Below are 20,419 nucleotides of genomic sequence, written 5' to 3' on the forward strand. Positions count from 1 at the left end.
ATTTATCCCTCAAGATATCCACAGGACCCGTGAGAGGTCTTGCGGCAGGACATTGAGCAGTTTTCCGCACTAGTTTTGATTTGAATCCGGGGCGTGACGCGTAGGTCGTTCACTGCTCGGATGCTCTGTGTCTTGTAGTGATCCGCGTTGTTTCCGCTATATTTGGCAAAGCCTGCGAAATGCCGCCGGTTGCTGCCTTATTTCGTCCATATTTTGTGGAATCGCGTGATTTTTGACGTGACCTTTACGCATCACATCGCTAGAATCGAAGATGGATAGGTAAAGAAAAACACCGCTTTGGCGGAACAAAAATACAGGCGGACAGAGCATGACATTGAATCTTTCGATGCCCGGGCACGACGAACTGAAGCCTCGGATTACAGTATTTGGCGTTGGCGGCGCAGGCGGTAACGCAGTCAACAATATGATTGAAAAACAGCTGGACGGCGTGGATTTCGTCGTTGCAAACACCGACGCGCAGGCGCTGCAACAAAGCCAGTCCTCAGCGCGGGTGCAGCTGGGTGTAAAGGTCACCGAAGGTTTGGGGGCGGGGGCCCGTCCGACCGTTGGGGCCGCTGCCGCAGAAGAAAGCATTGAACAGATTGTCGACCATCTCGCGGGCGCGCACATGTGCTTCATCACTGCCGGTATGGGCGGTGGCACAGGGACAGGTGCTGCTCCGATCATCGCGCAGGCCGCGCGTGAGTTGGGCGTTCTGACCGTTGGCGTCGTTACCAAGCCCTTCCAGTTCGAAGGCGCTAAGCGCATGCGTCAGGCCGAAGACGGCGTTGAATCGCTGCAAAAGGTTGTCGATACCCTGATCATCATCCCGAACCAGAACCTGTTCCGTTTGGCCAATGAAAAGACGACCTTCACCGAGGCGTTCTCGATGGCGGACGACGTTCTGTATCAGGGTGTAAAGGGTGTGACCGATCTGATGGTCCGTCCGGGCCTGATCAACCTCGATTTCGCGGACGTGCGCGCCGTGATGGACGAGATGGGCAAGGCGATGATGGGCACAGGCGAGGCAACCGGTGAAGATCGCGCGATCCAGGCGGCCGAGAAAGCCATTGCCAACCCGCTGCTGGACGAAATCAGCCTCAAGGGCGCGAAGGGTGTGTTGATCAACATCACCGGTTCGCACGACTTGACCCTGTTCGAACTGGACGAAGCCGCCAACCGCATTCGCGAGGAAGTGGACCCCGAGGCGAACATTATCGTTGGCTCGACGCTTGATACCGCAATGGAAGGCGGCATGCGCGTTTCGGTCGTTGCCACTGGTATCGACGCCAGCGAGAAGACCTCGGAAGTTCCGCTCGCGCGCCGTTCGATGTCCGAGCCTTTGACGCGCACTGTTTCCGCTGAAGAGCCGGTGCAGGAAGAGGCACCCGTCGCAGCCGAGGCCGCGCCGGTTCAGACCGAAAACCGTGAACCTTCGCTGTTCGAAGCGGCAGAAGAGCCGGCCCCGAGCCAGTTCCAGCCGCAAGTTGAGCAGGATGATGATGGTCTTCCGCCCCCGGCCTACCAGCCGCGCGTGGCCGAGTTCGAGCCGCAGCCGGAACCGGTTGAAGAGACCCCCGAAACCTATACCGCGCCACATCAGCATTCTGCCGGCACCCCCTCGCCCGAGGCGCTGCAGCGCCTTCAGGCCGCAGTTCAGAATGTCCCCTCAGCGGCGCAACGTCTGACGGCTACTCGGCCTCAGGAACCAGCTCCTCAGCCGCAGGCAGAACACGAAGAGCGCCCCCGCTTCGGGTTCAATCGTCTGATCGACCGGATGACCGGCCACGCGGCAGATACACCTGCGCAACCGCCGCGTCATCAGCCGCAAATGCGCCAAGCTGACGCCACGGCACCTGTGCAGGAAGAGGCTGATCCGGATCAGGATCGCATCGAAATTCCGGCCTTCCTGCGCCGTCAAGCCAACTGATCGCGGTAACAAAATCATCGTAAAGGGTCGCCAAAAGGCGGCCCTTTTTTCATGATTTACAGGATCTTAAATAGCCCTGAGCAGGGTTTTGCCGATCTGTCACATTCATGTTTCATTCAGTTGCAAAGAGTGAGTTGAGCCTGAGGGGCCTCTTCCTTAACTCAGTGTCCAACACAGCCCGTATAGGCTGGACACCACGCTCTGAGGCCCATTTTGCAACATACGCTCAAATCTCCGGTTACGTTTAAAGGCGTAGGACTGCATGGCGGTCAGCCTGCAATCATGGTTCTGAAACCGGCAGCCGCCGGTCACGGGATCTGGTTCAAACGGACGGATATTGAGCTGGGCAATGCGTTGATCCCTGCAGTCTACGATATGGTCGAGCGTACACCGCTTTGCACCCGTCTGGTGAATGAGGCCGGTGTTTCCGTCTCGACCATTGAACATATCATGGCAGCGCTTGCCGGGTGCGGAGTTCACAACGCTCTGATCGAAATTGACGGGCCCGAAGTTCCGATCATGGATGGATCCTCGATCGACTTTGTGCGCGGCATCATGGCGAAGGGCGTGCGCCGTCAGGCCAGCCCGGTTCTGGCCTACGAAGTGCTGAAGCCTGTGACGGCGTCTCGTGAGGGGGCCAGCGCCTCGATCAAACCTGCGGATGGGCTGATCATCGACTTCCACATCGATTTCGAAGATGCGGCCATCGGCAACCAAACGAAAACGCTGGACATGCGCAACGGGTCCTTCGTGCGCGAACTCAGCGATAGCCGCACGTTCTGCCGCAGGATCGACGTCGAAACCATGCGTGAGAACGGCTTGGCTTTGGGCGGGACGCTGGAAAACGCTGTGGTCGTTCAGGGCAGCGAGATTCTGACACCGGGCGGTTTCCGCCACGCGGATGAAGCTGTGCGCCACAAGATGCTGGATGCGCTGGGTGATTTGTATCTGGCTGGTGGCCCGATTCTGGGTCACTTCATCGGCGACAAGTCGGGCCATTCCATGACCAACACGCTGTTGCGCACATTGTTCGAAACACCTGGCGCGGTTCGTCCGATCCTTTGTACCCCCGAGCAGGCCGCCCGTCTGCCCGGTCAGGGCCTTATTGCCGCCGAAATCCCTGCTGTCGCCTAATCTGATCAACTCTGACGACATTTCCGCCAGGAAGTGGATAATGCGTTTTGCACCAGAATTTTCTGTGCTAGACCGAGGCTCGATCCGGTTTGGATCCTGTAAGTAAGACGACTAAGGATGAGCGGTATGGTTGGCAACAAAGCGGCAGTCAGACTCGCAAGTGCGATTCTTCTGGCAGCAGTTTTGAGCGCCTGCGGCAACGGGGGAGGCCTGTTCGGTAGCAAAGGCGCGGATCGGGATCAGAACCTTGAAGGGTTCACACCGGAACAAATCTATACGCGCGGTGAATATGAGCTGTCGCAGAATCGCTCGGACGACGCGGCGTGGTATTTCTCGGAAGTTGAGCGTCTGTATCCATATTCTGATTGGGCCAAACGCGCGCTGATCATGCAGGCGTTTTCGTTCCACGCCGACAAGAATTACGAGGAAAGCCGTGCTGCGGCACAGCGCTATATCGATTTTTACCCAACCGACGAAGATGCGGCTTATGCGCAGTATCTTCTGGCGCTCAGCTATTATGACCAGATTGACGAAGTTGGCCGCGATCAGGGGCTGACTTTTCAGGCCCTGCAAGCGCTGCGCACCGTGATCGAGGTTTATCCGGACAGCGAATACACCACCTCGGCCGTGCTGAAATTCGATCTAGCCTTTGACCATCTGGCGGGCAAGGAGATGGAGATCGGGCGCTATTACCTACGTCAGGATCACTACGTCGCGGCCATCAACCGGTTCCGTGTCGTGGTCGAGGATTTCCAGACCACCTCTCACACCGCAGAGGCGCTTTATCGCCTGATCGAGGCGTATCTGTCCCTCGGCCTGTTTGATGAGGCGCAGACGGCGGGCGCGATCCTGGGCTACAACTACCAATCCTCGGAATGGTATGATGACGGGTACAAGCTGCTGACCTCGCGTGGGTTGGATCTGAAGAGCCGTGGTAACAACTGGCTCAGCACGATCTATCGCCAGACGATCAAAGGTGAGTGGTTGTAATCGCCATGTCATCAGGCTTGGGACGCTAAAGACCCGATGCTGCGCGCCCTCGATATTCGCGACATGCTGATCATTGACCGGCTGGAACTGAGTTTTCAGCCGGGCTTGAACGCGTTGACCGGTGAAACCGGCGCGGGCAAGTCGATCCTTCTGGACTCGCTGGGCTTCGTCCTTGGATGGCGTGGACGGGCTGAGCTGGTCCGCCAAGGCGCTGCACAGGGCGAGGTCGTAGCCGAGTTCGAATTGCCCGAAGGGCATCCCGCCCATGCTGTTCTGTCTGAGGCCGGTTTGCCGGCTGGTGAAGAATTGATCCTGCGCCGCGTCAACACGGCAGAGGGCCGAAAAACCGCTTGGGTCAATGATCGCCGCTGTTCAGGTGAAGTCCTCCGCGCTTTGTCGGAAACACTGATCGAATTGCATGGGCAGCATGATGACCGGGGATTGTTGAACCCTCGTGGGCACCGTGTTCTGCTGGATGACTACGCTCAGGTCTCGGAACTATTGGCCAAGGTCCGTCAGGCGTGGTCGGAGATGTCGCGCAGCCGCAAAGCGCTGGCCGAGACCGAGGCCGCTTTGGCAGCCATGCGCGCTGAAGAGGAATTCCTGCGCCATTCCGTGGCCGAGTTGGACAAGCTCGATCCGCAACCCGGAGAAGACGCTGATCTCGATGCCCGCCGCCGCATGATGCAAGGGGCAGAGCGTATCCGCGACGATGTCGCCCGCGCATTTGATCTGCTGGGTGGTGACGGGGCCGAAGGCGCGATTTCGGATGCGACACGTTGGCTCGAAGGCGTGTCGGACTCTGCAGGTGGCCAGTTGGAGGAGCCGATTGCAGCGCTTGGCCGGGCCATGATCGAATTGGGCGAGGCGCAGGACGGTGTGAATACCTGTCTTCAGGCGCTGGACTTCAACCCCGCCGAACTGGAAGCCGCCGAGGAACGTTTGTTCGCCATCCGCGCGCTGGCCCGAAAACATGATGTCGCCCCGGATGATTTGGGAACCTTTGCCGACACTTTACGTGATCGTCTGGGCAAGCTGGATGCGGGTGACGCCGATCTGGCCGACCAACGTGCTGCGGTTGAGGCCGCACAGGCGACCTATGATGCGGCTGCGGCAGACCTCAGTGCTGCGCGCCAAGCGGCGGCCGGACAGTTGGATCAGGCTGTCATGGCCGAGCTTGCGCCGCTTAAAATGGAACGCGCGGTGTTTCGGACGGAACTCACCGCGTGTGATCCCGGACCCGAGGGTACCGATGCGGTGGCCTTTTCCGTCGCCACCAATCCTGGCGCACCGTCGGGGCCGTTGAACAAGATCGCCTCGGGCGGGGAACTCAGCCGCTTTCTATTGGCCTTGAAAGTTTGCCTTTCCGGCGATGACAGTGCCCGGACCATGATCTTTGATGAGATCGACCGGGGTGTGGGCGGTGCAACGGCGGATGCGGTAGGCCGCAGGCTGGCGTCTCTGGCGCAGGGCGGGCAGGTTCTGGTCGTCACGCATTCCCCTCAGGTCGCAGCGCGCGCGGCACATCATTGGCGTGTGCAGAAGCAGATCACTGATGGCCAGACGCTTTCGACCGTCGTGCCGCTGGCCGAAATAGATCGCGTGGACGAAATTGCTCGCATGGTCTCGGGCGATACGATTACAGAAGAGGCGCGCGCGGCGGCTCGGGCTTTGTTGGAGGCTTAATGCGTCTTTGGCGCACTCTGCTGGCCTGATCGTCGCTATCTTACTTTTCTCAGACCCCGCCGTGGCTTACTAAGGGATAAGTTACGATCCCCGAGGGCCAATGACCCAATCAACCCGCACCGTTCTGCGCAACCAACTCAATCAGGCTCTGGCCGCGATCAAGGATGCGTGGCGGGTGATGCGTCGGCGGGGGCCAAGCCAGATCCAGTTCTGGTTTATCGCCCTGGCGATCGGGATCGCGGCTGGGTTCATGGCGCTTGGGTTCCGCAAGGCGATCCGTGGGCTGCAGGCCTATATCTACGATACTGAGGATATCCTGCTGCTGCACAGCCACGCCGAGAAGCTGCCTTGGTTCATCGTGCTGATCATTCCGATCATCGGTGGGGTGATCGTGGGGCTGATCCTCACGCGTTTTACCGACGATGGCCGTGTCCGTTCGGTCGCGGATGTGATCGAAGGGGCGGCGGTCAGCGATGGACGGGTCGAGACCAAGGCTGGCGTCGCTTCGTTGTTCGCCTCGCTGATCACACTCAGTACAGGTGGCTCCACAGGGCGGGAAGGGCCGGTGGTCCATATGGCCGGGGTCATCTCGACCTGGGTCAGCGACCGCATCCATGCGGACGGAATCACCGGGCGCGACCTGCTTGGATGCGCTGTGGCCGCTGCGGTCTCGGCCAGCTTTAATGCGCCCATCGCAGGCGCGCTATTTGCGCTTGAAGTCGTTCTGCGCCACTTCGCCGTCCACGCCTTTGCGCCCATCGTCATTGCCTCGGTCGCGGGAACGGTGATCAACCGGCTGGAATATGGCGACGTTACCGAGTTCACGTTGGATACTCCCGGTTCATTGCAATTCTACGTCGAACTGCCTGCCTTCCTAATCCTCGGGCTGATCTGCGGGTTGGTATCCTTGCTTCTGATGCGCTCGATCTTTTTCGCCGAGGATTTCGGCAATCATGTTCAAGCCCGACTTTCCCTGCCCGGATGGCTGCGCCCGGCGGTTTCGGGCGCGATGCTGGGCCTTTTGGCCATCTGGTTCCCGCATATCATTGGCGTTGGGTATGAAACGACGATCCGCGCTCTGACCGGCGATCTGGTGCTGACCACAGCGATCCTGTTTGCGGTCCTCAAGACAGTGGCGGTTGCAATTACCATGGGCGGGCGCATGGGGGGAGGGGTGTTTTCGCCTTCTCTGATGATTGGAGCGCTGACTGGGCTGGCCTTTGGGCTGATCGCCACCGGATTGCTGCCGGATGTGTCGGGTACCCATACCCTTTACGCTTTTGCCGGTATGGGGGCCGTGGCTGCAGCGGTTCTGGGCGCGCCGATCTCGACCACTTTGATCGTGTTCGAATTGACCGGAGACTGGCAGATCGGTCTGGCTGTGATGGTATCAGTGTCGATGTCCACGGCTTTGGCCTCGCGCCTTGTAGACCGGTCGTTCTTCCTGACTCAGCTTGAGCGTCGCAATGTGCATCTGGCGGCGGGACCACAGGCCTATCTGTTGGCTATGCTGCGCGCTGGGGCTGTGATGCGACCGATTGGCGATGCGCGCTCGATCACCAAGGAGGAAGCGCGGGCGCTGATCGAAAAAGGCCTCTGCGTCAAGGCAAGCGCGACACTCGAGGCGGCGATGCCCTATTTTGACCGCGATGATATTCCTTGTATCCCCGTGATTGTCATGGACGAAAACGGGACAGAGACGCCGGTTGGCGCGCTCTATCACATCGACGTTCTAAAGGCCTATAACCGGGCGCTGGCTGCGACAGCGGCCGAGGAACACTCCTAGCCGTTATACACGCTCGCCGCGTCGCCCAGGTAGTTGTCCCACGCGAACCAATAAGAGATATGCCCGGCCACGCGCGGCAATTGTGTGCCATCCGGTCCGACCAGCATCTCTTCAGACAAGGTCCATTTGCGACCGCTCTCATCGACCAGACCTCCGCCTGATGCTTTGAACCGGTGGCCCGCACGCTCGTAGGCGCGCACTGTCCGGCGGTCTGAGTTGCCGATCAGAACCAAAGGTCGATCCGCGATTGCATCGTTAATCACACGAGTTCTGTCGAAGGCGTCCAGCGGCCAGGCCCGCGCGGCGCCGAACTGGCGGATGGTGAAAATGTAGTCTTTCTGGCGATGCTCGGACTGATCCACCAAAGCTGGGAACATCAACTCGGGCGAGGCGAAATACTCGCGATACACCACGCCCGAGCCATAGTTGCGACGATGCCCGGTGCTGAGCGACAAGACGCGCGTGTCCGGGTGAGAGGTTTTCCAGCTGTCCCAGGTCGTGATCACCACGGGGCGCTGCTTCAGCTCGATCCCGCTGTCGACCAACGGGCCGACCACGGGCTTGCCGGTATACTGGTTCCACAGCGAGTGCGTCTCGCGGTCGAACATCAGCTTGTTCGAGCGATACAGGAACCCCGAGGAACCGAAGACAAACGGTTTCCGCCGCCCCGGCACTTGCGTCTCAAACAAGATGCCCGACCCGCACAGGGTGCAATAGGCCAGCGCCACCGGCACGCCGCCGATCACCTCGTTGAACATCTCGTGCCAGCCCATGATCCGCAGCGGGTACGCGCGCACGTCGCCGTTGATCGAGACCCCAAAGACCAGATCATTATCTTTCAGATAGTCGGCGTCGGAGGCCGAGATCAGCTTCGGATTGTCCAGTGAAGGGATGCCATCCTTGCGTACGCCGCCCCAGGTGATTTCCTCCAGCCGGATCTTCATCCGCTCGCGCTGCAGGTATTCGGGACGCAGGAACATGTCGAAATTGTCGTCGATCCGCAGCAGGACCTCGCGCTTGAACAGGATCAATGAGGGGTGGGGGACGATCTGAGGGTTCTGCTCTTGCCAGAGCATCCAGTCGAACCAGTCGGTGCCGAGTCGCTCGCGGGTCAGAGTTTCCATCACCTCGACGATATCGTCCCGCCGCCGGTCGGTGAAACGCATGGCGGTCAACAGCGCAGGAACCACATCCGGGTTCCCACGCTTTACCAGAAAGGCCATCTTGGCTTCGAAATCCGTACGACCGCCGCGCAACGTGCTGTGCAGCGCGTCCAGCACAGGGTCTTCCTGCGCCCAGCTTGTGGCAGGCGCCAGCGCGCTGGCTCCGACCATTCCAACAAATTGGCGACGAGAAACAGGCATGGCACCCTCCGATCCTTTTTCGCGCTTAGTATGAGGGCAAATGCACCGCCTTGCATGAAACAGCTGCGTGATTGGCGCGTGATCACCCGCGATCGTTGATTTGTGGGGAGAGGTCTGAAAAACAGAGAGGGTATTTTCAGAGCAGATTTCCCATGACCAATGCGATGCCTAGCAGTTAGCCGCGTCGCGCGCTTTGGCTGGCATGGGCGCCTCTCCCTCGCACAGTTCACCGCTTTGCCAATTTTCTATGTGTTGGGGTCGGACTTCCTGGGTATGCGTACGATTTTGATCGCACCTCTTTGCTCGCGTCGACACTGGCCGACAAAAACTCATGAGGTTTTGGTGGCGGGCGGGCCACTATGGGCTTCTCTTTGAATTGAACACGTTGTCTGAAAGTGCGGTGTCTCCTAGCCTAATTGACTAACTTCTCATGAAAGTCACTCTGATTGAGGTTTGGACATGTCCTACGAACGATTTTCTTGGCTGACAGCGGCGGTTGCGATCTCGATGATTGATGCTGTCCCAGCTCGAGCGCAGGAGGCTCCGTATGTCACGGGCTTTCTCGGTATTACCGATATGGGCGACTATGATTTTGATTTCTTTCAAACGGTTCCTTCAATCGTGGTCGGTCAAGGCACCATCACAACCGACACTGGAATCTCCTACGGTCTTGCCGTCGGAATGAAGGTCGCGCCAAATCTGCGGGCCGAATTCGAACTTTCACACGCCTCGAATGATACAAAGGAAATCGGCCGCCCGTTCACCCAGTACGACGGAAGCTTTGATGCGACATTCGGGATGGTAAACCTCTGGTATGACATCCCGGTCCAAGGCAGGTTCAAACCCTATGTTGGCGGGGGGATTGGGTTTGCGCGGGTTTCCCACGACGGTCAGTCCGGTGCTGGCGTCACATTGGTCGATGACAGTGACACCGCTATTGCAGGGCAATTGGGGTTTGGTGGCCGCTTCCAAGTAGGGGAACGCGGAAACATCGACATCGGGTACCGTTACAAGACGACCGGCGATCTTGATTTCGCCACGACCCAAGTGTTCATCCCAACAGATCTCACGGATGGCCGCTACTCGTCGCACTCGCTCATTTTTGGGTACAGCTACAGTTTCTGACAGACGTAACTAAGTACTTCCGGCCCTCAAATCTGTTCGACCTTGATCGAGTCCACCGGATAGAAAGCCAGATAGTCTTTGAGGCCCGCCGCCTCCTTGCCGGGGGTCTCGAAGCTCCAGGCCGCGTTTTCGGTGACCGAGGATTTGTTCACGATCGAGAAATGCGTGGCATCGCCTTTGTGCGGGCAGTGGATCACCTTGTCTGTACGGTCCAGGAAGGCCATCGCGATGTCAGAACGCGGGAAATAGATCACGGGTTCCAGATCACCTTCGCGCAGCTCTAGCGCGTTTGAACTTTCGCCCAGAATGGCCCCACCAGAGCGGACGCTCCATTTGCCGGGTGCTTCGGTGATCGTGATTTCAACCATGTCTTTTCCCTCGTTCTTATCAGGGCTTCTCCTTTGCCCATTTTATGTGACAGTCTGATGTCAGACTGGCGCAGTTGCGGCATCCAACCACAGTTGAGCGTCCTCGCCCAGCCTTGGCCTGATTTTTTCCGCAACGTCGCGGTGATAGCTGTTCAGCCAATCCCGTTCTTGTGCGGTCAACAAGTCGACCAGGATCAGGCGGCGGTCAATGGGCACATAGGTTAGCGTGCGCCACTGCAACATGGCCCGTTCCTCATCGCCGTCGGGCAGCGACGGTGCTTCCTCCACGACAATCAGGTTTTCGATCCGGATGCCAAACGCGCCCTCGCGGTAATAGCCGGGTTCGTTCGACAGGATCATGCCGGGCTCAAACGGTACATGACTGACGCGCGACAGACGTTGTGGGCCTTCATGCACGCTCAGATACGCGCCGACCCCGTGACCGACGCCATGGTTGAAGTCCTGCCCCGCCTGCCATAGCGGCGCGCGCGCCACGCATTCGATATCGCGCCCGGCCAGTCCAATCGGCCAGCGCAGTATCGACATGGCGATCATGCCTTTTAAAACGCGGGTAAAGCAGGCCTTCTCGGTCTCACCAACCTCACCAATCGCGATGGTGCGCGTGATGTCAGTGGTGCCGTCCAGATACTGCCCGCCGCTGTCCAGCACCAACAGATGACCGTCCTGCAAGGTGCTGTCGGTCTCTTCAGTCACACGGTAGTGCATGATCGCCCCATTGGGACCGGTTCCTGCGATGGTGTCGAATGAGATATCCTGCAGCGCGTTGTCCCGCCGACGGGCTTCTTCCAACCGGGTCACGACCTGCGTTTCGCTGATCTGCCCCGGCGTTTGCTGATCCAGCCAGACCAGCGTTTCGACGACGGCAACAGCATCGCGCAAATGGGCTTCGGCACTGCCTGCGATCTCGGCGGGATTCTTGCGCGCTTTGGGCAGGGCGCAGGGGTCGCCACCATCAACCATCCGGTCCCCAAGCGCATCTGCAACGATCTGAGGCACTGTGCCCGGATCGACCTGAACCTTGCCTGCCAGCGCAGCAACAGCGTCCAGAAATCCATCAGGCTCATGAACCGAAACCTGAGGGCCCAGATGCTCCCCCACTTCGCCTAGTTTTGCTGAGGCCATGAACAGATCAACACGCCCGTCCGCATGCAGAATGGCAAAGCCATGGGCGACCGGGTTGTAAGCAATGTCCGAGCCGCGAATGTTCAACAACCACATGATCGAGTCGGGCAAGGTGATCACCGCTGCGCTTCGCCCACCGTCGAGTAGGCCTTCGGCTAGTCGGGTGATTTTGCTCTCAGCGGTTTCCCCTGCAAACTCAATCGGATGTACCTTGACCGGGTTCATCGGAGGAGCAGGCTGATCCTGCCATATCCGGTCCACCAGATTGGCGCAGCGCACCAACTTAATCCCGCTTCCCTCAAGGTCCTTCTGCGCGGCTTTGATCTGACCGGCGGCATGTAGCCATGGATCGAATCCGACCGATCCCCCGTTCGGCAACTGCTGTTTCAACCAGCTGCTCAGGCTCACATCGGGCCAGGGCACCGGAGTGTAGTCATCGGCAACCTGCGCCTTGACCTGCGTCCGGTAGCGCCCATCGATGAACACCCCGGCCACGTCCCGCAGCGCGGCGCAAAACCCGGCCGAGCCAGTGAACCCGGTCAGCCACGCCAGTCGTTCGTCCCGAGGGGCCACATACTCACCCTGATGCGCATCCGCACGCGGCACCAGAAAACCGTCCAAACCTTCGCGCTCTAGTTCCTGCCGCAAAGCAGCCAATCGCGGAGGTCCCTGTTCGGGTCGCGCTGTCACCTCAAAAGACTGAAACATACCTGCCTCCCTCAAGCCAAAGTGTGGTTGCAAGCCACCTCTTTATCTTTTTGAAAAAATACCCGGCGGAGGCAAGGCCAGCCTCAGCTGGCCCTTTTCATCCCCATCACCCGGGCCCGCGCGCGCGGGTCGCTGTCGAACAATGCCGCCAACTGTTCGGTCATGGCACCAGCCAGCTGTTCTACATCAGTTATGGTCACCGCACGATCGTAGTACCGTGTCACGTCATGCCCGATCCCAATGGCCAGCAATTCCACCATCTTGCGCTTTTCGACCATGGCGATCACGTCGCGCAGGTGTTTCTCCAGATAGTTCGCCGGGTTCACACTGAGCGTAGAATCATCGACGGGAGCACCGTCGGAAATCACCATCAGGATCTTACGCGCCTCGCGCCGCGCCAGCATCCGGCGATGGGCCCATTCCAGCGCCTCACCGTCGATGTTTTCCTTCAACAGCCCTTCCTTCATCATCAAGCCCAGATTGGGCCGCGCCCGCCGCCATGGGGCATCGGCACCCTTGTAGATGATGTGACGCAGATCGTTCAAACGTCCCGGCTGCTGCGGGCGGCCTGCATTCAACCAAGCCTCACGGGCCTGACCGCCTTTCCAGGCGCGGGTCGTAAAGCCAAGGATTTCGACCTTCACGTTGCAACGTTCCAGCGTCCGGGCCAGAACATCCGCGCATATGGCCGCAATCGAAATAGGACGCCCACGCATCGACCCAGAGTTGTCCAGAAGCAGCGTCACTACGGTATCGCGGAATTCGGTGTCCTTTTCGACCTTGAAGCTCAGCGGCGTGGTCGGGTTGGCAACCACGCGTGCCAAACGACCGGCGTCCAGAATTCCTTCCTCGCGGTCAAACTCCCACGACCGGTTCTGTTGCGCCTGCAAGCGACGCTGCAACTTGTTGGCCAAGCGACTGACCGCACCCTTCAACGGCTCAAGCTGCTGATCCAGATATGCGCGCAACCGCTCCAGTTCTGCAGGTTCCGCCAAATCCTCGGCAGCGATCTCCTCGTCATGCGTGTTCAGGTAGACCTTGTACTCCGGGTCAGCCTCGGACGCAGGCGGAGGGGCAGGCGGCTCCAGCGGAGCCTCGCCTTCGGGCATCTCGGCCTCATCGCCCATCTCGTCCTCGGACATCTCGTCCATTGAGACTTGGGCCTGAGATTGATCCTGCTGTTCTTCTTGCGACTGCTCGGGCGTGGCGTCAGGATCCTGTTCCTCCTGATCATCCTGCCCGGTGCTGTCGGGGTCGGGCTGCTCTTCTGCGTTTTCCTCGGCCTGATCTTCCTGTTCTTCGTCCAGCTCATCAGGATCATCACCCAGCTGGTCGCCATAACCCAGATCTTTGATCACCTGACGGGTGAACTTGGCGAACTCTGCCTGGTCCGAGAGGATTTCGTCGAGCTTCTCAAGCGTGCCGCCTGCCTGTTCCTCAATGTATCCACGCCAGAGGTTCATGACATTGTTGGCGGCCGGCGGCAGATCACGCCCGGTGGCCAGATGCCGGATCAAATAGCCCGCAGCAACCGACAAAGGCGCGTCTGCCGGCTGCTTGCATTGGTCGTAGCCGCGCCGTAGGGCTTCATGGCTGATCTTGACATCAATGTTTGAGGCCGTACCGGGCATATCCCGCGCACCCATCGCCTCGCACCGGGCGGTTTCCATCGCTTCATAGAGGTCCCGCGCCATATCTCCGGGCGGGGCATAGCGCATATGGGTCGCGTCATCGTGATAGCGGCGCTGCAAGGCCAAGGCATCGGCAGTTCCGCGCGCCAGCAAAACCTCTTCGCGCGTCATGCGGCGGGATACCTGAGGCAACCGCATTGCCTCACCCGAAAGGCCCGAGGGATCGACGGTATAACTTACGGAAAGCTCCGGATCATCGGCCATGACCTTGGTGGCCTCGGCCAGAGCTTTCTTGAACGGATCAGCAGGGTTGTCGTTCTTTTGTGCCATGTCCCCAAGCCTTTCACATTGCCGTCCCGATTTCCACTAAACAGAAATCCGGATCCGCCTTCATCTGGCTAAAAATACCTCCGCCGGAGGCATTGCGCCCGAAGTGGGCGCAATTCGGCGTCAGCCCAAGCTCACGCTCGCCGCGCTTTCCGGCAGTTCTTCGTCAAAGCAGCGCTGATAGAACTCGGCCACGGTCTGGCGCTCAAGCTCATCGCATTTGTTCAAGAAGGACAGGCGGAACGCGTAGCCAACATTGCGGAAAATCTCGGCGTTTTGGGCCCAGTTGATCACGGTCCGGGGGCTCATCACGGTCGACAGGTCGCCGTTCATGAAGGCGGTCCGGGTGAGGTCGGCAACGGTGACCATCTGGCTGACGGTCTTGCGGCCCTCAGCCGTGTTATACAGCGGAGCTTTCGAGAGAACGATCATCGTCTCGGCATCGTGGCTGAGGTAGTTCAGCGTCGAGACCAGCGACCAGCGGTCCATCTGTGCCTGGTTGATTTGTTGCGTGCCATGGTACAGGCCGGTGGTATCACCCAGACCCACAGTGTTCGCGGTGGCGAACAGGCGGAAGTTGGGGTTCGGCGTGATGATTTCGTTCTGGTCCAGCAGGGTCAGCTTGCCGTCATGCTCGAGCACGCGCTGGATCACGAACATCACATCCGCCCGGCCCGCATCATATTCGTCGAACACGATGGCGACAGGGTTGCGAAGGGCCCAGGGCAGGATGCCTTCGTGGAATTCGGTCACCTGCTTGCCGTCACGCAGCTTGATCGCATCCTTACCGATCAGGTCGATCCGGCTGATGTGGCTATCCAGGTTCACTCGCACGGCGGGCCAGTTCAGGCGGGCGGCAACCTGTTCGATATGGGTCGATTTACCTGTGCCGTGATAGCCCTGGATCATCACACGACGGTTATGCGCAAAACCTGCCAGGATCGCCAGAGTTGTCTCCGGGTCAAACTTGTAGGTCGGGTCAATCGCAGGCACCCGGTCGCTACGTTCCGCAAAACCTTTGACCGCCATGTCGGTATCAATGCCGAACACGTCACGGACCGAGATCTCTTCGGTGGGTTTTGCGTTGATATCAATCGATCCGTCAGCCATTCGTCTTGTCCTTATCCTTAGGCCCGTCTTGCCGGGTTTGAACCCGTGTGTGGTGCAACATATTCCGACCAAGGGCAAGGGAAAGCCGCGCGCTAAAAACGCTGACAGGATGTTTCTTATCAACTGGCCTTATCTGCGGGAAGGGCGGGGTCGTGTTAGAGTAGCCTTGAGCAAGCGGCTTGGGTTGGGTTCTTCAATAAATCGTCAACCTTATGAAAACCTGATGTCTCTATTCGCGCGGCAACTACGGCAAGTCGCGGTCTGGGCTCGGGCTTGAACTCCTGCTCAACGACAAGTTTGAGAGTCCGTTCATTCAATCATCGTTTAGAGGACGCCTCACTCCGAGACGGATAAGGATTTAAATTCAAGAAATTAAATATTTCTTTGAATGGGCCTATTTGAAGGGTAAAATGAGCAAAGTCCGCATGTGTAATGGGCTATATGTAGGGGGTTAAGGTGTTCGCGATATCCTCTGTTAAATCAGGGCGGCTTCAATTGTTACCTGTTGGCGACCGGCAAGGTGCAGTGAATGCCTTTTGACGCGACCCTCTACTCGGTGAACGAGACCGGCGGCACTGGTAACCTCATAGTTCAGGGGTCAACGACACCTGCGATTATCTCAGGGCAAACGGTTTCTTTCGATGGCGGCACGACCTTCGTGCCTTACACCTATCTCGGTCAGGGGAACTATCGCGGGACCAGTGAAACCGCGGATTTTATCCAAGTAGGTGGGCAGATTTACGCTTTCAATAGTGTCGATCCGACCGGGTCTCTCAGCACCGGGAATTGGGAGATCACCGTGAGTGACCTCGACCCGGTCAACCCGCCTTGTTTTGTAGCTGGAACGCTGATTGACACAGAAAGCGGGCCACGCCCTGTAGACTCTTTGATGGCTGGGGATCGGGTCTGTGTGGCAGGCGGGCAAACACTGCCGATCATCTGGATAGGCAAAAGAACTCTCAGCGCGAACGCGTTGTGCAAAAATCCAAAGTTCAGGCCCGTCCGGATTCAGCGCGGCGCTTTGGGCGATGACCTGCCCAGCCAAGACTTATTTGTTTCCCCCCAGCATCGGATTGTGCTGGAAGGTTGGCGGGCCGAGCTTCTTTTTGGCGAGCCTCGGGTTTTTTGTGCCGCAATACACTTGGTGAACGATGGTTTGATCCGTCAAATGCCGCCTGTGGCACCTGTAACTTATTTCCACATTGCCTGTAGTCGACATGTGGTCCTATCGTCACATGGTTTGCAAAGCGAAAGCTTGTTTCTCGGTGATCTTGCGTTGAAATCATTCCAACGCGAAGATGTCGAGGAATTGCGTGCCTTGTTTCCCGAGCTTAGTAATCCGGCTTCAGTGCAGCGACAGCGCACACACTTGCGTTGTCTGAAGCGACCCGAAGCAGAAGTATTGCGGGATTTGTTGCCAGGGTAAGAGCAGCCTACTTGAAGTTCCGGCTGTCCTTGATCTGATCCCAGGCCCAGACGACCTCTTGCAGTTGTTCTTCCTGAGAACGGTCGCCGCCGTTCATGTCCGGGTGCAAAACCTTGATCAGCTTCTTGTAGGCCTTGCGAACCTCGGCCTTGGACCAGCTGTCATTGGCCTCCAGAATCTCGATGGCACGGCGTTCTGTGGGGGGCAGGCGACGGCCACCGCCACCCGAGGTGCGGCCTTTGTTCTGGGTGCTATTTGCCCCCAGAACCTGATGCGGATCTTCGATGCCAAGACGCGCCCAAGCACGTGCTTCGGGGTCGCCCATGGGCTTGGTTTCACGCTCCCAGACTTTGTCCTTGGTGCGTTGTGCGTTCAGCTCAGCCTCGGTCGTACCGTCGAAGAAGTTCCACTTCTGATTGTACTCGCGCACATGCTGCTGGCAGAACCAGAAGAAGTCATCCAGAACGTCCGGGGCCTTGGGCGCGCGATACTTGCCCGCCTCTTCACAGCCCGGATGATCACAGATTCGCACCGAGGTTTCAGATGCGCCTGACATACCCCGACGCCCGCGCGGGTTCTTTTTCTTGGCGCTGGAGACGGACATATCGAATCCGAAAGGGTCTGATTTCGTCATGCTGTGATCCTTAAGAACGCATCTTCTCGACTCGGAGGCAGCAGTTTAGTCTAAGCAGCCGAAAGTAGAAGAGGGGGGCGGCAAGTTTTTTGCCGCTGAGCGTAAAAATGACCGTGAGCAAAGAAATCCGAACCCGACTGCAGGCAGCCTTTGATCCGCGCGAGCTTGAGGTTGTGGATGACAGTGAAAGTCACCGAGGCCATGCCGGGTTTCAGGAAGGTGGCGAGAGCCATTTCAACGTCCGCATCCGCGCCGCTGCATTCGAGGGCCAATCTCGTGTGGCTCGACATCGTGCGGTTCACAAAGCGCTGGGCGACGTTGTGCCGCGTATCCATGCCTTGGCGTTGGATATTGGGGTTTGAATGGGTCTTGTTGACAGTTTGGGATGGATCAGTACCTGTAGGTTCTCGCATTTCTGAAAATATGCTAACCTGATTACGGTTTTTGGGGCGCGGGCGGTGATTTGCCTGCCGCGCCATGCATTGGTTTCAGGGGTTGTGAATGCCCAAATTTGACAAGACCTCCAAGTTCGGAGTCGACGGAAAACAGAAATATATGGAAGACCGGCATCCCGTTCTGAACGAGGACGGATCGGGTGTTCGAAAGTGCCAGTGCTGCGACAGCTGGTTGGCGCATTGGCAGAACAACTCAAAATCCAGCCGGTCGAGATGCGTCTATCTGGGGTGTAGTGCCGACGCAGTTCATGGGGCGCATATCAAGTTCTATGAAATAGACAAAGGCCGGAAGTTTCCGAAATCCTGGTTGATCCCGTTATGTGCCAAGCACAACAACCCTAGCCATAAAAACCCGTTCTATATCAGTGCGAGATGCGAATTGATCGCTGAGAAAGCACAAAGAAAGTGTGGCAAGACAACCAAGACGTCGAATCGCAATGACAATTTTGAAATCAAAGTTGTAAAGAAAGCGCCCAAGCCAAAGTGCAAATGCAAAGATGCTCTGGAGCACTATCAGCTCAACGCCAAATCCAAGCGCGAAAGGTGTGCCATCACCCCTTGTGGCAAGCCCACAAAAGAGGCGTACTTGGTTAAATCGGTTGACGCACGAACCGACAAAAAGCTCTGGCTGGCCCCGATCTGCTCAAAACATGCATCGTCCAAAAAACCCATGTTTATTGAAAGCCTTGCCTCACTGGTTTTGCCGGACAGGTGCAACGCCAAATAGCCTGCGTAGCTAGAGGGGCGGTGAGGCTCAATCCCGGCCACCGCAGATTTCCGATCAGTCGGAAGACTTGGACGTTTCGACATCCTGTTCCGGTTTCAAAGTAAGCGGCGGCTCATTTGCGTCTTCTGCAATCGCCTCGGGCGCTTTGACATCCTGCGGTCCGGGAATGGGTTGAGCTTGGGCTACATCGTCAACTTTTGGGGCCACGGGGGCCACTACCTCGGTGGCCTCGGCCTCAATCACCCGCCGAAACACCAGCACGTTGCGCCAGTTCGTGGTTGATCCAGTCAGGCCTGAGCGTTCCTCGCTGGGCAGCAACTCGGCGCGCTGGTATTCCCATCCCTGTTGGCCCATCTCGTTCAGCACCTGCTCGACCGAGGTGGCAAAGCGGCCTTCGGGCGTTTTGACGCCCTTGGCCTTCGCGCCCTTTTGCGGGGCCGGAATGACTTTGTATTCGTAGCGCGGCATCGACTGTTCCCTTGTACCTTTGGCCGTCAACTTATCACGCAAGTCGCCGGGTGAAAGAGACGTTGCGCGAGTGGCGCAAATCAGCCGGTTCTCTGCGCCGCCTTGGTCACAACCGAGAGGCAAAGCTCGGTCGCCAGTGCCATGTCCTGCACCGAAATCCACTCCAGTGGTCCGTGAATGCACTGCATGCCGGTGAACAGGTTGGGGCAGGGTGTGCCGAATTCGGTCAGGCGAGAGCCGTCGGTGCCGCCGCGGATCGGAACCGAGAGCGGCTCGATCCCCAGTTCCTGACAGGCTTCGCGCGCCAGATCGACGGGGGTCATGTCATTCTCGAGCCAATAGCGCATGTTGCGGTATTGATGGCTGATGTCGCAGGTGATGGTCGCGCGCGGCTCGGAGGCCTGAACGGCGTCGCAGACCTTGCGCACCAGATCGCGCTGGGCCTCAAGCCCTTCCATCTCGAAATCCCGCAGGATCAGCTTGATCTCCATCTCGGACGAGCCGCCATTCATGTCGGTGACATGGATGAACCCTTCGCGCCCATCGGTGACTTCGGGGGTCAGTGTGGCCTGCGGCAGGGTCTGCACGATCTTTGCGGCCAGATGGGTGGCATTGACCATCTTTTCCTTGGCCAGACCGGGATGGATCGACACGCCGGTGACCTTGATCGCCGCACGGTCGGCGGAGAAGCTTTCATATTCGATCTCGCCCACTTCCTGCCCGTCCAGCGTATAGGCGAAATCGGCCTTGAGGTCCTTGGGCAATTGTTCGGTCACGCCGCGTCCGATTTCTTCGTCCGGGGTGAAGGCAATGCGGATGGGCCCGTGTGGAATGTCTGGATTTTCGATCAGGTGCCGCGCCATGGTCATCAGGATGGAAACGCCGGCCTTGTCATCAGCGCCCAATAGGGTGGTGCCCGAAGCGGTGATCAGATCATGGCCGATCTTTTCGGCCAGATAAGGGTATTCGTCCGGGGACAGAACCAGATCGGGATCATCGGGAAAGGTGATCTCACCGCCATTGTAGCCTTTGATGACGCGCGGTTTGACGCCCGTTGCGTTGAATTGCGGGGCGGTATCGACATGGGCGAGGAACCCCACGGTCGGCCCCTCGGCGGTGCCAGGAATGGTCGCCACAACGACGCTGTCGCCGGTCATCTCGACATCCTGCGCGCCGATTTCCGTCAGCTCCTGCTGCAATAGGTTCAGCATGTCGAACTGAATGGGCGTACTCGGGGTCGAAGGCGATGTCTCGTCGCTTTGGCTGTCGATGGCCGCGTAGCGCATCAGCCGGTCTTCAAGTTCCTGATCGAATTTTCTGGTCATGGCACCTCTCCTGCGCGGAAGAAAGGGCGTAAAAGAAAACGGAGTCAAGCGGGTGGCCTGACTCCGTCGCTTAACTGTGAAA

The 20,419-nt window shown here is 58.4% G+C and carries 17 protein-coding genes; 9 read left to right on the forward strand and 8 right to left on the reverse strand.

Annotated elements, in window-relative coordinates; genetic code table 11:
- Positions 1-328: 328 nt before the first annotated feature.
- The 5 genes from ftsZ (at position 329) to ACR0C3_RS08045 (ending at position 7,526) form a co-directional block, all read left to right on the forward strand.
- Positions 329-1,930, forward strand: a complete 1,602-nt coding sequence (gene ftsZ, locus ACR0C3_RS08025; RefSeq protein WP_480757995.1) for a cell division protein FtsZ — start codon at positions 329-331, stop codon at positions 1,928-1,930.
- 213 nt (positions 1,931-2,143) lie between these two features.
- Positions 2,144-3,064 carry a UDP-3-O-acyl-N-acetylglucosamine deacetylase gene (gene lpxC / locus ACR0C3_RS08030; protein ID WP_480757996.1) on the forward strand — a complete coding sequence of 307 codons (921 nt, stop codon included), beginning with the start codon at positions 2,144-2,146 and terminating at the stop codon, positions 3,062-3,064.
- A 126-nt stretch (positions 3,065-3,190) separates the two neighbouring features.
- On the forward strand, positions 3,191-4,054 hold the full coding sequence (locus tag ACR0C3_RS08035; protein WP_170375015.1) for an outer membrane protein assembly factor BamD: 864 nt from the start codon (positions 3,191-3,193) through the stop codon (positions 4,052-4,054).
- A 36-nt stretch (positions 4,055-4,090) separates the two neighbouring features.
- Positions 4,091-5,740, forward strand: a complete 1,650-nt coding sequence (gene recN, locus ACR0C3_RS08040; RefSeq protein ID WP_480757997.1) for a DNA repair protein RecN — start codon at positions 4,091-4,093, stop codon at positions 5,738-5,740.
- A gap of 100 nt (positions 5,741-5,840) precedes the next feature.
- On the forward strand, positions 5,841-7,526 hold the full coding sequence (locus tag ACR0C3_RS08045) for a chloride channel protein (protein WP_480757998.1): 1,686 nt from the start codon (positions 5,841-5,843) through the stop codon (positions 7,524-7,526).
- Here the strand turns inward: ACR0C3_RS08045 and ACR0C3_RS08050 are convergent.
- Positions 7,523-8,890 (reverse strand): DUF3179 domain-containing protein, encoded by a 1,368-nt coding sequence (locus ACR0C3_RS08050; RefSeq protein WP_480757999.1) that lies wholly within the window; start codon positions 8,888-8,890, stop codon positions 7,523-7,525. The two genes, ACR0C3_RS08045 and ACR0C3_RS08050, sit on opposite strands and share 4 nt — an antisense overlap.
- A gap of 459 nt (positions 8,891-9,349) precedes the next feature.
- Between ACR0C3_RS08050 and ACR0C3_RS08055 the strand changes: the two genes are divergently transcribed.
- Positions 9,350-10,015 carry an outer membrane protein gene (locus tag ACR0C3_RS08055; protein ID WP_480758000.1) on the forward strand — a complete coding sequence of 222 codons (666 nt, stop codon included), beginning with the start codon at positions 9,350-9,352 and terminating at the stop codon, positions 10,013-10,015.
- 26 nt (positions 10,016-10,041) lie between these two features.
- Here ACR0C3_RS08055 and ACR0C3_RS08060 read toward each other — a convergent pair whose 3' ends face one another.
- The 4 genes from ACR0C3_RS08060 to cobS all read right to left on the reverse strand — a co-directional run bounded on the left by ACR0C3_RS08060 (position 10,042) and on the right by cobS (position 15,302).
- On the reverse strand, positions 10,042-10,383 hold the full coding sequence (locus tag ACR0C3_RS08060; protein WP_170768043.1) for a DUF427 domain-containing protein: 342 nt from the start codon (positions 10,381-10,383) through the stop codon (positions 10,042-10,044).
- A gap of 60 nt (positions 10,384-10,443) precedes the next feature.
- Positions 10,444-12,234 (reverse strand): aminopeptidase P family protein, encoded by a 1,791-nt coding sequence (locus ACR0C3_RS08065; protein WP_480758001.1) that lies wholly within the window; start codon positions 12,232-12,234, stop codon positions 10,444-10,446.
- Positions 12,235-12,317: 83 nt separating this feature from the next.
- On the reverse strand, positions 12,318-14,195 hold the full coding sequence (gene cobT, locus ACR0C3_RS08070; RefSeq protein WP_480758002.1) for a cobaltochelatase subunit CobT: 1,878 nt from the start codon (positions 14,193-14,195) through the stop codon (positions 12,318-12,320).
- Positions 14,196-14,315: 120 nt separating this feature from the next.
- Positions 14,316-15,302: a cobaltochelatase subunit CobS gene (gene cobS, locus ACR0C3_RS08075; protein WP_170375030.1), complete on the reverse strand. Its 987-nt coding sequence runs from the start codon at positions 15,300-15,302 to the stop codon at positions 14,316-14,318.
- Positions 15,303-15,831: 529 nt separating this feature from the next.
- Here cobS and ACR0C3_RS08080 point away from each other — a divergent pair.
- Entirely contained in the window at positions 15,832-16,728 is an 897-nt protein-coding gene (locus ACR0C3_RS08080) for a Hint domain-containing protein (protein ID WP_480758003.1), read from the forward strand.
- 7 nt (positions 16,729-16,735) lie between these two features.
- On the opposite strand, the gene ACR0C3_RS08085 is transcribed toward ACR0C3_RS08080, so the two are convergent.
- Complete coding sequence (locus ACR0C3_RS08085) at positions 16,736-17,362, reverse strand: J domain-containing protein (RefSeq protein WP_480674475.1); 627 nt, start codon at positions 17,360-17,362, stop codon at positions 16,736-16,738.
- A 107-nt stretch (positions 17,363-17,469) separates the two neighbouring features.
- Here ACR0C3_RS08085 and ACR0C3_RS08090 point away from each other — a divergent pair, with 107 nt between their 5' ends.
- Together ACR0C3_RS08090 and ACR0C3_RS08095 are read left to right on the forward strand one after the other, a co-directional pair.
- On the forward strand, positions 17,470-17,724 hold the full coding sequence (locus ACR0C3_RS08090; protein WP_480758004.1) for a BolA family protein: 255 nt from the start codon (positions 17,470-17,472) through the stop codon (positions 17,722-17,724).
- Between the two features lie 139 nt (positions 17,725-17,863).
- A complete protein-coding gene (locus tag ACR0C3_RS08095) occupies positions 17,864-18,544 on the forward strand; it encodes a hypothetical protein (RefSeq protein ID WP_480758005.1) in 681 nt (226 codons plus the stop codon).
- A gap of 54 nt (positions 18,545-18,598) precedes the next feature.
- Here the strand turns inward: ACR0C3_RS08095 and ACR0C3_RS08100 are convergent, their stop codons facing one another.
- Positions 18,599-19,012: a DUF4177 domain-containing protein gene (locus ACR0C3_RS08100; protein ID WP_480758006.1), complete on the reverse strand. Its 414-nt coding sequence runs from the start codon at positions 19,010-19,012 to the stop codon at positions 18,599-18,601.
- A gap of 80 nt (positions 19,013-19,092) precedes the next feature.
- On the reverse strand, positions 19,093-20,337 hold the full coding sequence (gene pepT, locus ACR0C3_RS08105) for a peptidase T (protein ID WP_480758007.1): 1,245 nt from the start codon (positions 20,335-20,337) through the stop codon (positions 19,093-19,095).
- Between the last annotated feature and the right edge of the window lie 82 nt (positions 20,338-20,419).

Source organism: Ruegeria sp. CK3 (assembly GCF_056536565.1).